Below are 13,265 nucleotides of genomic sequence, written 5' to 3'. Positions count from 1 at the left end.
ACTATACATTGTTTTTATAATGAACTCTACTTCTATTCTTTCCTTTAACAGAGATAAAGAAAAACTTTACTCAGTGGGAGTTTTGTTCATCCTCTACTAATTATTAACCTATGCCAATCTTGCTTTTACAGACATCCCGACTCCACATAACCCACTTACATTCACCAATTTTGAGATTAGATTCTTATTGCCCGCAAATAACCCGATAAAAAATAAAAATTCATATGCGTGTTTTTTTGTTACAATAAAGGAAAGTTACTTTTCGCAACGGTTTAACTCTCAAGAAAAATGATATATCTAGCAAAAACATAGTTTGGTCTATATAATGCAACTTCTACCTATTAAAAGAACATACACCCTTTTACATACAACATCATTTTTCTAAATTATACAGGGGGGAACGAACATGACCATTGAAAATCAATTTATTCAAAAAGTTTACTATAAAACATTTTTAACAGAAGAAACTTCTACTCCTGCATCGGAAGTACTCGGTGAAGCATATATAAATGAATCTAAAAATGAATTCTCCAACATTTCTAATATTCGATTTGCTCAAGGTGAATTTTATTATCAAAATAAAGATTTTGAAGCAGCTATATTTAAATGGGAAAAAGTAAATAATGCTCTTGCACTTTGGGCGACAAAAAATATTGCAGATGCTTATTTTGAACTAGGATTCTTACCAAAGGCAGAAGAAATTTATCAATCTATTCAAACGGAAGATACGACTCTTACGATGGAGGTTTCCTTACAACTTCTTTCTCTTTATATCGAACAAGATCGTTTAGGACTCGCTTTTAAGACGATTAGTGAAGCTGTTGCATTCCAACCGGATTACCCAAATATTACTGCAATTGCACGTTCTTTCTATGAAAAACAAGAAGATTGGAACAACGCTATCGAACTAGCTGTTCAAGAAGGTATCCGAACACAATCTTTACACTGGTTTGATACGTTAATAACTTACATAAACAAAGGATTTACAAAAAATATTAAGCCTGAATATTTCTATGAGTCTTTAAAAGCTCTATATGCTGTTGATCAAGCTCAATTTAAAGAACTTGTTATTGCTCTTTGGAATAGCTATCAACATGAATCCTTATACCTTCCTTGGATTCAAAGTATTAATCATTTATTCTTGCATATTGAAACAGACAATAATGACGATTGGAATGAAATCTCTACTCGCTACCAAGAAACATACTTTGCATTAATTACCGGAAATCATTTTATGCATGAATTAAACGGACTTGTACCAAATTTATTAACAAATTGGTTCAGTTTAACGAAAGCAAAAGATTCTCTAGTTGTCTCTGCAGCAGTGTTAGCATGGAATGAAGTCTCACCTACAACTTTAGAATCATTACTCGTAAAAAGTGCTGGATCCTTACTTTCTAATACATCAGCTGAAGCAGATGTAAATATGGAAACAGTTTCTCATTTATTCGAAACAATCGCTGTATGGGCTGAGAAAAATGATGTAGATTTAAGTCATCAATTTACGCTACTCGTCCATGAACTATGTGATTTAAATGTCACACCAATACTAATAGCTGGAACTAGTGACCATGATAAAACATCATTTGTTAATTCAATATTGGGAGAGAACATCTTAACTGAAACTTTAACAACTCCTATTCTATTTAAAGACGCTAGTCAAACTGAAATAACAGAATTTACCGAGTTAGATATAAGAAATATCCCTAACCTTGATGAATTCCATCAAATAACGGCTACATCTGCTCAGTCAGAACTTGAGAAAAAATGTATAGAAATTAAGCTACCAAGTAGGTTTTTAAGAAAAAATAAGTTTACATTTCTTATTACACCATCTATTCAAGGACAATTGGATAAAAACAATGCATACTTTGAATACTTACAAGCAGCAGATAGCCTTGTATACGTATTAAATTCTTCTTCACCATTGCATAGTCAAGAAATTGATACGTTAATTTATTTACGTGAACAAGTACCAAACTTACAAATTCACTTCGTATCACACACAAATAATACGACTACTGATGAAAAACTAATTAGTAAACTTAAAGTACATTTTCCAGATGCACAATTCTTCCCATACTCTCCTTCGCAAGAGAGTAGCCAGCAACTTGGAGATGTAACAGAATCTATTCTTTCTAATCTTGCAAAACGCGATATAGAAAAAGAACGTATAGAAAAGCTAATATGGTTTACGCAAAAGACAATTGCTTATCTCATAAATGAACGTGTGGAATTAGAAAATACATTAGTAAAATCCGTACGCTGGAATAAACACATCTCAGTGAAACTTACTGGATTTATTAATAACCTTACTGCTCTTGAAAAAGATAAAATTCGTTCTATTACCGAATCCTATCTTTTAACGAAAGAAGAAATTACACGAGATATACATTCTCAAATTCCTGAATTATTACAGAGCTGCTCTGATCTTGTTCAAGAAGATAGTGATTTCAAATTAGTTCATGAAGAATTAAATGCTGCAATGAATGAACGAGTTCAAAAGCATGTACAACAGGTACTTCTTCCTAAATTTACTGGGTCTATTCAAGAATGGATTGAAACAGCACATAATGAATTTATTCAAGCTCAAGCTTATTTAGATGAAATGAGTGAAACGTTTAATAAATTATATAAAGAAGAACGTATGAAACTTCCTTGCGATTTCAAATTATTAGATGATTGGAATCGAGATGTTGTACGAATGACAAATCGAATTACAGTAACGAACATCAATATTTTATTACGCTTTACACCGACACAGTTTTTCTTAAAAAGTGCCGGAAAATTATTTGGTAATATGCAAAAAAACCAATCTATGCTCGCCAACAAATATAAACAATATATTGAAACAGAAGACTATACAGAAATTGCTCACACAATTTCAAAACAATTCTTCCTTCAATTTGAAGTATTTGAAGGTGCATTAGAACGTGATATCATGATGTTCTTCAAAGATCCACTTAATATATTGAAACAAAATGTAGATGCAGCTCAACTTGAGATAAAGGAAGACGAGCAAACATTAGCAACGCTAAGAAGCAATCCAGAAACATATCATGATCCTTTGGCGTTATTTAAACTACAATTGCTACAACATAAATTCGTTTTAAGTACTACAAAGAAACATGAAGATATTTTTGTATCAAACGAATCTCCTACTGTTTAACCAAAAAAACCAAGCAAACTAAAATTTGCTTGGTTTTTTACTTTATTATTTTCATATGTTCAAACGGATAATAAATGCCTGCTAACTTTCCTAACACATCTTCTCTATCAATAAAACCTAAACCATTTCTACTATCTTTACTTATTAAGCGATTATCTCCCATAACAAAAATCTTATTTTCGGGAACTGTAATTGGTCCAAAGTCCTCTGTTAAATTCATAAGTTTTTTTTCTGCTTGTTTTTTATTACTATCCAAATACTCTTCATCTTTCACTTCAGAATTTACATATAATTGATCATTTCTCATCTCAATTATATCTCCAGGTAATCCAATCACTCTTTTGACATAAAAATTATCTGTTTTCATAACAATAATATCTTCTCTCCCATAGCTTTCAAATTGTTTTGCTAGCTTATTAACAATCACCTTATCTCCATCTTGCAACGTCGGCCTCATGGATGCTCCTTTTACATTCGTCGGAAAAAACACAAAAATTTTCGCCAAAAACACCAATAAACATGCAATTGCAATAGTTCCAAAGAATTCACGCCAACGTTTTTTCTTTTGCATCATTTCACCAACTCATCATCTTTTTACTTTCATTATAAATAATACGACCGATGATTTTCTACAAAATTCTGAATTATAAAATTATAATATTAGAAATTTCAAAATGGTAATACTGATCAAATTAAACAAGCAAAAAAGATACTCTCAAAATAGTCTATTCACTATTTTGAGAGTATCTTTTTATAATCCCACATATACAATACACATTTGAGCAGCTACATATGTAAACCAAATCCAAAGTGGCTCATACTTCAATTTACGTCCTCCGATATCTGTCACGCCAATAATAAAATCAGAAATCACAAACAGTAAACCACCAAACGCTGGTATCCACCATATTCCTGTATTTTCATAATATAAGGCGAATGCAAAGCAAGCCATTCCTCCAACCCACAATCCGTAAATTAGAGCTCCTATCGTAAACAATTTATCCTGTTTATCATTTCGGATAAAGAAGAACCATCCTACAATTAGAAAGAGCCCATATACGAGTAAGCCAATCCAAAAACCATTCCACGAAATTCCTGTTTGCAAAAATGCTTTTACATAAAAACAATGAGCAAGAGCGAAAGTAACCATCCCACCAATTAACCTGTGACCAATTGGAATCAGCCCAGCCATAAACAAATCTCCCACAGTCGATAAAGTCATACCAAGTGCAACCCACGTACTATACTCTACAGATGGATCTTGTAACCATATCCAAATTGCACTACCTGTTAAAGAAAAACTAAGAATAAGACGGATTGCTAAAGGTAACGGCATATTATCTTTCGTTCTTTTTGTCTGCCGCATTGCATAAATTGCACCAATTAAAAAAAGAAGTATTTGCCCAATTAACACCACGTAAAGTAGATTCATAATATGTTCTCCTCAATAAATGCTTTTTGTATCTTTTTTCGTTACACTTAGTCTATTATCCTTTTTCTATAAAAAAAGAAGAACAGTACTGTTCTTCCATTGTAATCGCTTTTCTGCTTTCTATGCTACTTGTTTTTCTTTCTCTATTTTTTGCTTAGCTGGCGTCCGATTTACCACAATAATTCCCGCGGCTACACATGCTAAACCGAGTAACACAAATGAATGAATTGCTTCACCTAAAATCATGCTCGATAATAACACACCAAATACGGGTATAAAGAACATATACATAGATACTTTTCCAACCTTATTGTACTTCATAATTGTATTCCAAATGCAAAAACCAGCTGCAGATAAGAAAGATAAATAAATCAGCATAATTAGTGCATGTAGACTAAATGTAAATGGCATTAATCCAACTTGTAAAGCCCCTATACATAATAATCCTATAGAACCAAACATCATTTGGTATGCTGTCATATAGCCAACATCTAACGTTTTACTACCTTCTTTCGCTAATATGTTTCCATATGAATACAGCATTGCTGCACTAAGAAGTAATAAGCTTCCAATTCCAAAATGAAATGATAAGCTACCATCACTCGGCACATTTACTAAAATGACGCCACAAAAACCAATCGATACCCCAATTATTTTTCTTATATTGAGAGCATCATCTTTATATAAAAAATGGGCGAGTAAAATTTGAAAGAATGATGATGTCCCTGAAATGATAGCTCCTTCAATTCCTGAACTATAACTCATTCCAATGTAAAAACAGATATATTGAAGAAACGTTTGGAATAAACCAATTTGTATTAACTGTTTCCCCGTTCCTTTTTTGAAGCTCATATCTTTTCCTAACACTTTAAAGAATAATAAGAGCATGACTCCAGATAACAAGAAACGATAACCGGCAAATAATATTTGCTCTCCAACTTCTTGTGGTTGAATTCCAAGTTCAACATAACTTAATTTAATAAAAGGAAATGCGCTTCCCCATAAAAAAGTTGCTACTATTGCAGCAATAAATACGCCAATCGGATGGGTAAAAAATTTCTCTGTCTTCACTTGTTGTCTTCCTTTCCGACCTTTTTATGAACAATATTCATATATACCAAAGGAATTGCGAAAACACAAGTTTTCCGTTTATACTTGAAACAAAACCGTACCATCTCATAAAAACATATGATATACTATAGAATAATTACAACATAAGAACGATTAAAAACAGATTCAACAGAAATGCTGCTATCCATTATGGATGGCAGCTTTCGTCGTTTTATAGGGGTTTCGATTTTGATTATTTTTCTCAATAAGAATTCGGAAGGAGCGAGTAGTAATGAACTCAGAAGTAAAAACGTTACACGCAAAAGAAACAATTTCTCATCCCTCTTTATGGGACACATTAAAAAAACATTATGAACTTGTATTTGCAGTGGCATCTGGTATTTTTATTTTAGCTGGCTGGCTATTCACAAAGAACGATGCAATGAATATAGGTATTACTTGCTATATCCTTGCTTATATAGTTGGTGGATATGCAAAAGCTAAAGAAGGCATTGAAGATACGATTGAAGAAAAAGAGCTAAATGTTGAAATGCTAATGCTCTTTGCAGCTATCGGTGCTGCAATTATTGGCTACTGGGCAGAAGGGGCTATTTTAATCTTCATCTTTGCGCTCAGCGGTGCTATGGAATCTTATACATTAAGTAAGAGCCAAAAAGAAATTTCCGCTCTTCTTGACTTACAACCCGAAGAAGCATTACGCATTTCCAACGGAACAGAGGAACGTATTCCTGTTGGAGAGTTACAAATTAACGACATTATTTTAATTAAACCAGGTGAACGTGTTCCTGCTGACGGTACGATTCATAACGGTGAAACAAATATCGATGAAGCAGCAATCACGGGAGAACCTATTCCAAATGAGAAAAGATATGGCGATGAAGTATTTGCAGGTACTGTAAATTTACGTGGTGCTATCGAAGTTAAAATTACGAAGCCGAGCGATCAAACATTATTCCAAAAGATTATCCGTCTCGTACAAAGTGCACAAAGTGAAAAATCACCATCACAACTATTCATCGAAAAGTTTGAAGGAACATACGTAAAAGGTGTACTACTCGTTGTTGCGCTTATGATGTTCGTTCCTCATTTCTTACTTGACTGGAGCTGGAATGAAACGTTTTATCGCGCTATGATCTTACTTGTAGTCGCATCTCCTTGTGCACTCGTTGCTGCCATTACACCAGCAACGTTATCAGCCATTTCTAACGGAGCAAGAAATGGGATTCTCTTTAAAGGTGGCATACATTTAGAACGTCTCGCTTCAGTAAAAGCAATCGCCTTTGATAAAACAGGAACATTAACAGAAGGAAAACCTACCGTAACAGATATATATGTTCGAGAAAATATGACAGAAAAAGAAGTACTTTCTATTACAGCATCAATTGAAAGTCACTCTACACATCCTTTGGCTGAATCTATTGTTAAATATGCACAACATGCGTACGACATTACATTAAAAAAACCAGAAAAGGTTGAAGATGTAACTGGTTTTGGGCTAAAAGGAATATTCGAAAACAACGCTTATAAAATAGGTAAAGCTGATTTTATCGGTGAAGAAACAAAAACATTTCATAATGGTATTTCTGCCTCACTTGAAAAGGAAGGTAAAACTGTCGTTTATATTAGTGATGAGGGAGGCATTCTTGGACTTATCGCTTTAAAAGATACGCTTCGCCAAGAAACAATAGCTGCTATTCGTGATTTACAAAGCATTGGTGTCGAAGCAATTATGATTACTGGAGATAATGAAGAAACGGCAAAAGCAATTGCCTCTGAAAGTAATATAAAGGAATATTACGCATCATGCTTACCAGAAACAAAAGTTGAAACGATTAAAAAGTTAAAAGAAAAATACGGTACAGTAGCAATGGTTGGAGACGGTATAAATGATGCACCTGCCCTAGCTACTTCTAGCATTGGTGTCGCAATGGGAGAAGGAACAGATGTAGCTTTAGAAACTGCAGATGTTGTACTGATGAAGAACGAACTATCTCGCCTTTCCCAAGCAATTCGTTTATCAAAACGAATGAACCGTATTGTGAAGCAAAACGTAATCTTTTCGCTAGCCGTTATTGCCATGCTAATTTGTTCAAACTTCTTGCAATTTTTAGCTCTTCCATTCGGTGTTATTGGTCATGAAGGAAGTACGATTCTTGTCATTTTGAATGGCTTACGATTACTAAAAGGAAGCAAATAAAACGGGTCCCTCATAGAGGACCCGTTTTTTTTAGTGATAGCTATTATGACCGTTCGCACTGCTACTCGTTTTATGCTTTGGATGCGAACTGCTCTTTTGTTTATTATTACTTTTATTATTATGGTTCTTTTTATTATTACTCATGAAATATCCCCCCTGTTCCTTTTTATTATGGAACAAGAACTCATTATTCATTACGGGAATTATTGTCACCGGTTCTATAATGGTGGAGTAAACCATTAATTTCACCGCCAAGTAAAATTACCCATCCAGTTAAATAAAACCATAACATTAAAATAATGATACCACCAAGACCACCATATGTATTGGCGTAATTTGCAAACTTATCTACATAATAAGCAAATGAGTACGATACCACAATCCATCCTACAGTAGCAAATAACGCCCCTGAAATAACTTCTCTTCTTTTTAACTTTCGATCTGGTGCAAATGTATATAAGAAACTAAACAAAGCAAATAGCACGAAGAAACTCGCTACTAATCGTGTAATGCTCCATACGAAAGAAAAACTATCTGATAAACCGAGTGCTTTAAACACTGCTGCTCCAATAACTTGTCCGAATACCGGAACAATTAACGCAAAGACAATCATAAAAATAATAGCTAATGTAAACACAATTGATAACGCTCTTGTTGTAATAAAAGAACGTGTTTCCTTCACGTCATAAGCACGGTTAAAAGCATTCATAACCGCATTAACACCATTTGAGGCAAACCATAACATGGATAATAAACCAAATGATAATAAACCACCATTTTGCTGGTTTACAACTTTATCTACATTTACCTCAATTAAGTTCATTGCATCATCTGGTACATAAACCTCTAATAAACTAAGCACATCCTCTGTTTGAATGGGAATAAATCCAAGAAGCGTAATTAAGAAAACGAGCCCAGGAAAAATTGCAAGCAAGAAGAAATAAGCGAGCTGTGCTGCCAAGCCCGCTACATCATCGCGCATCGTCCGGTCATATAAATCTTTACCAAACGAATAAGTACGATTTCTTCTCACCTTTTCTAAAATTTTTCTCATATATGTTTAAACGCTTTTCTTCTCTTCTTTATCTTGCTTTAACTCAATGTACGCTTCAGTTTTTTTTTCCACTGCATTTGAGTCTTTCATAAATAATTCACGCGCTTCTTTCATACCACCATCTTCAGCAACTATTGGCTCTTCTTCTACTTTCAACTCATCTACCTTTGGAGATACAGCTTGAATTTCAATCGTTTCTGGCTTTTCTTCTGGCTCAACTTTTTTCTTACTAAAAATTTCTTTCGTTTCTTTTAACGTCTCTACAACAGATGGCGTTAATTTTTTAATTTCTGCTACTTTCGCTTTTACCACATTGAAATCTGCAAGTTCGCGTCCTTTATCTGTAACAGTTTGCACTTTTTCTTTGATCTTTGCATTTTCACCAATTTCAATCATCTTTGTTTTTGCTTTTTCTGCTGTATTTTTTACTTTTTCGCGGTTTTCTTTCTTTAACATGGATACAGCTACACCTGCAGCTACACCAATCGCAATGTTTCGAGCAATATTATTTTTCTTTGCCATATTCCTTCACCCTTTCATTTCTTATGTTAGAAAGTATTTCTTTCTAAGCTTCCTCATATTCCTTGTTCATTTCGAATGAAAGCTAATAGCTTTGCACACCCTTCTGTTACAAGGTCATATACTTCTTGGAAATTCCCTGTATAGTAAGGGTCAGGAACGTCTGTCCAGCCACCGTCTGGAACAAAGTCGGACAGCCTACCAATATAGCCTCCAGTTTTACCTAAACTTTTTAAATCTGCTATATTCTTGTTGTCCATGGCAATAATATAATCAAACTTTGTTAAGTCTTCTTTTTCTACTTGCCTTGCTTTAATTCCTTCAAAAGTGACTGCATTTTCTTTTAAAATTTTTTGTGTTCCTTTATGTGGCGGATGACCAACATGCCAATCTCCAGTTCCTGCAGAATCAATGACAATTTTCTCTTCAAGTCCCTCTTTTACGACAAGATTTCGAAAAATCGCTTCTGCCATCGGAGAACGGCAAATGTTCCCAAGACAAACAAACAATACTTGAACCATGTTTTTGTTTCTTCCCTTCTTGGTGCATTTCTTCATATATACTTATAGTATAAACAACCAATTATGAAATATAAAGGAAATCCCTACTAATTTAATAGGATTGAAAAGATCCATTAACGAAAATGATAAAAAATGTTAAGATAGCCTTATGTTATTTTAAAGGGGGACACTTCGGTGGATTTATCCGTAAAGTCAGAAGAAAACGTTGAATACATGGTCGAAGCTATTAAAGAAAAATTACGTATGGTTAATGCTGGAGCGATGAGAGCTGCTAGTTTTAACGAAGAAATGTACGAAGATTTACGTGACATTTATGATCATGTTATGAAACGTGAAACATTCAGCATTAGTGAAATGCAAGCTATTACAGAAGAATTAGGTACATTAATTAAAAAGTAAAAAAGCCTCTCTTATTATGAGGCTCTTTTTTATTTCCAACAAATTCATGACAACTCTTCTCTTTCCCTCAACCAACTGTAAAATATTGTACAATAGAAGTAGAACCTCACCTTAGATTTTTTCTCCATACATACTACTCACAAATAATAGCAACACTACCATTGCTAACTGTTTTTACTGGAGGTGCTTACTTATGAGCAATTGGTACAGTAAGACGAAAGATCAAACATTGATTGACCTAGAAACAAACGAACAAAACGGTTTAACAGATGAGATTGTAAGTGAACGTTTAAAGCAATACGGTTCTAATGAATTAGCTACAAAACAAAAACGCACTTTATGGCAGCGTATTTTCGCCCAAATTAATGACGTCCTCGTATATGTCCTTATTATTGCTGCCCTTATTTCTGCCTTTGTAGGTGAATGGGCGGATGCCAGTATTATCGCGCTTGTTGTAGTTTTAAATGCTGTTATCGGTGTTGTCCAAGAATCGAAAGCAGAACAAGCTTTAGAGGCATTGAAAAAGATGGCAACACCTAAAGCTATCGTCAAGAGAAATGGTGAACTAAAAGAAATTCCATCTGAGCACGTCGTTCCAGGGGATATCGTTATGCTCGACGCCGGACGATATATCCCATGCGATTTACGCCTTATTGAAACCGCAAATTTAAAAGTTGAAGAATCTGCTCTAACTGGTGAATCTGTCCCTGTTGATAAAGATGCAATCTACCACCCTTCCATGCAACGTGATGAGCAAGTACCACTCGGCGATCAAAAAAACATGGCCTTTATGTCTACTCTTGTTACATATGGACGAGGCGTCGGTGTTGCTGTTGAAACTGGAATGAACTCACAAATTGGTAAGATTGCTACCTTGTTACATGAAGCTGACGATGATATGACACCACTTCAAAAAAGCTTAGCACAAGTCGGAAAGTATTTAGGCTTTGTTGCTGTAGCTATTTGTATCGTGATGTTTCTCATAGGCTTTTTACAAGGACGAGATACACTAGAAATGTTTATGACTGCAATTAGTTTAGCCGTTGCAGCTATTCCAGAAGGTTTGCCAGCTATCGTTTCCATCGTTCTTGCAATTGGTGTGCAACGTATGATTAAACAAAACGTTATCATTCGGAAACTACCAGCTGTTGAAGCCCTCGGTTCTGTCACAATTATTTGTTCAGATAAAACAGGTACGTTAACGCAAAATAAAATGACCGTTACTCACTTTTATAGTGATAACACATACGATCGCTTAGAAAGTTTAAATGTAAATAATGATGCGCAACGTCTATTGTTAGAAAATATGGTGCTATGTAATGATGCGTCTTACAATAACGAATCACAAACGGGAGACCCGACTGAAATTGCTCTTCTCGTTGCCGGAACCACCTTTAATATGCAAAAAGATCATTTAGAAAAAATACATGAACGTGTAAATGAGCTGCCTTTCGATTCAGATCGTAAAATGATGTCAACCGTGCATACATATGATGAAAGCTACTATAGCATGACGAAAGGTGCTATCGATAAACTCTTACCTCGATGTACCCACATATTTAAAAACGGTAAAATCGAGGTTCTAACAGATGCTGATAAAGATCAAATATTAGAAGCCGCTGGTTCAATGTCTCAAGAAGCTTTAAGAGTACTTTCATTCGCATTTAAACAATACGATTCAAACGATGTGGATATAAATCATCTTGAAAAAAATCTTATCTTTATTGGTCTTGTCGGTATGATTGATCCACCACGAACTGAAGTGAAAGATTCAATTAAAGAATGTAAAAAAGCCGGTATTCGCACAGTTATGATTACTGGTGACCATAAAGATACCGCCTTTGCAATTGCCAAAGAACTTGGCATTGCTGAAGAAATATCGGAAATTATGATTGGAACTGAATTAGATAACATTTCTGATACAGAACTAGCTAGCAAAATTAATCATTTAAATGTATTCGCTAGAGTCTCTCCAGAGCATAAAGTGAAAATTGTAAAGGCATTACGCGCGAAAGGAAATATCGTTTCTATGACTGGTGATGGTGTCAATGATGCACCATCTTTAAAGCAAGCTGATGTTGGCGTTGCGATGGGCATTACAGGAACAGACGTTGCAAAAGGGGCAGCAGACGTCGTGTTAACAGATGATAATTTCTCATCTATTGTGAAAGCCGTTGAAGAAGGTAGAAATATTTATCGTAACATAAAAAAATCAATTCTCTTCCTACTCTCTTGTAACTTCGGAGAAATTATCGCTTTATTTTTAGCGATTTTACTCGGCTGGGCAACACCACTACGACCTATTCATATTTTGTGGGTGAATTTAATTACAGATACACTGCCTGCATTATCACTTGGGGTTGATCCTGAAGATCCAGATGTGATGAAGGAAAAACCACGACATGCGAAAGAAAGCTTATTTAGTGGCAGCGTTCCTTTCCTGATTTTCAATGGAGTTATCATTGGACTTTTAACTCTAATAGCTTTTATCGTCGGAGCAAAATTCTATACTGGAGATACAAATTTATTTCCTCTTTTCCCAAAGCGAATTGATGACGATGCTCTATTACACGCTCAAACGATGGCATTTGTCGTTCTTAGTTTTTCTCAGCTCGTTCATTCATTTAACTTGCGTTCAATAACGAAATCAATTTTTTCAATTGGGATCTTTACAAATAAATATTTAGTTTTCTCCCTTCTTATCGGTGTTCTTATGCAAGTTTGTATCATCTCCATCCCGCCCCTTGCAAATATATTCGGTGTACATGCATTAACGATGCGAGATTGGGGATTTGTTCTCTTATTAAGTATCATTCCACTTATTCTGAATGAGATTATTAAATTAGTGAAGAGAAACTAAAAGGCAATGAGGAATAGTCCTCATTGCCTTTTCATTTATCCTA

10 protein-coding genes are annotated in these 13,265 nt (G+C 34.6%); 4 read left to right on the top strand and 6 right to left on the bottom strand.

Going from position 1 to position 13,265, the window contains the following annotated elements:
* The first annotated feature begins 406 nt into the window (after window positions 1-406).
* The gene (locus ACTFR3_RS21425) at window positions 407-3,169 is read left to right on the top strand and encodes a tetratricopeptide repeat protein (RefSeq protein WP_000151418.1); all 2,763 of its coding nucleotides are present in this window, start codon (window positions 407-409) and stop codon (window positions 3,167-3,169) included.
* Window positions 3,170-3,206: 37 nt separating this feature from the next.
* Here ACTFR3_RS21425 and lepB read toward each other — a convergent pair whose 3' ends face one another.
* The 3 genes from lepB to ACTFR3_RS21410 form a co-directional block, all read right to left on the bottom strand.
* Window positions 3,207-3,743, bottom strand: coding sequence for a signal peptidase I (gene lepB, locus ACTFR3_RS21420; RefSeq protein ID WP_000983303.1), 537 nt, complete (start codon window positions 3,741-3,743; stop codon window positions 3,207-3,209).
* Window positions 3,744-3,920: 177 nt separating this feature from the next.
* Window positions 3,921-4,601 (bottom strand): lysoplasmalogenase, encoded by a 681-nt coding sequence (locus ACTFR3_RS21415; protein ID WP_001051080.1) that lies wholly within the window; start codon window positions 4,599-4,601, stop codon window positions 3,921-3,923.
* Window positions 4,602-4,721: 120 nt separating this feature from the next.
* Window positions 4,722-5,672, bottom strand: a complete 951-nt coding sequence (locus tag ACTFR3_RS21410) for a DMT family transporter (protein WP_000845713.1) — start codon at window positions 5,670-5,672, stop codon at window positions 4,722-4,724.
* A gap of 271 nt (window positions 5,673-5,943) precedes the next feature.
* Here ACTFR3_RS21410 and ACTFR3_RS21405 point away from each other — a divergent pair, with 271 nt between their 5' ends.
* Window positions 5,944-7,869: a heavy metal translocating P-type ATPase gene (locus ACTFR3_RS21405; protein ID WP_063219948.1), complete on the top strand. Its 1,926-nt coding sequence runs from the start codon at window positions 5,944-5,946 to the stop codon at window positions 7,867-7,869.
* Between the two features lie 187 nt (window positions 7,870-8,056).
* On the opposite strand, the gene ACTFR3_RS21400 is transcribed toward ACTFR3_RS21405, so the two are convergent.
* From ACTFR3_RS21400 to ACTFR3_RS21390, 3 genes are read right to left on the bottom strand one after another with little or no spacing between them, the layout of a single operon-like run.
* Window positions 8,057-8,923: a YihY/virulence factor BrkB family protein gene (locus ACTFR3_RS21400; protein WP_001226536.1), complete on the bottom strand. Its 867-nt coding sequence runs from the start codon at window positions 8,921-8,923 to the stop codon at window positions 8,057-8,059.
* Between the two features lie 6 nt (window positions 8,924-8,929).
* Window positions 8,930-9,445, bottom strand: coding sequence for a DUF4075 domain-containing protein (locus ACTFR3_RS21395; RefSeq protein ID WP_001085389.1), 516 nt, complete (start codon window positions 9,443-9,445; stop codon window positions 8,930-8,932).
* 53 nt (window positions 9,446-9,498) lie between these two features.
* Window positions 9,499-9,963 (bottom strand): low molecular weight protein-tyrosine-phosphatase, encoded by a 465-nt coding sequence (locus ACTFR3_RS21390; RefSeq protein WP_000250916.1) that lies wholly within the window; start codon window positions 9,961-9,963, stop codon window positions 9,499-9,501.
* Between the two features lie 174 nt (window positions 9,964-10,137).
* Between ACTFR3_RS21390 and ACTFR3_RS21385 the strand changes: the two genes are divergently transcribed.
* Complete coding sequence (locus ACTFR3_RS21385; protein ID WP_000366196.1) at window positions 10,138-10,362, top strand: DUF1128 domain-containing protein; 225 nt, start codon at window positions 10,138-10,140, stop codon at window positions 10,360-10,362.
* Window positions 10,363-10,555: 193 nt separating this feature from the next.
* A complete protein-coding gene (locus ACTFR3_RS21380) occupies window positions 10,556-13,222 on the top strand; it encodes a cation-translocating P-type ATPase (RefSeq protein WP_074047958.1) in 2,667 nt (888 codons plus the stop codon).
* The last annotated feature ends 43 nt before the right edge of the window (window positions 13,223-13,265 follow it).

This window comes from Bacillus cereus group sp. MYBK14-1 (genome assembly GCF_051916885.1).
Taxonomy (GTDB): domain Bacteria; phylum Bacillota; class Bacilli; order Bacillales; family Bacillaceae_G; genus Bacillus_A; species Bacillus_A cereus.
This window is presented reverse-complemented; position numbering and strand designations above follow the sequence as displayed.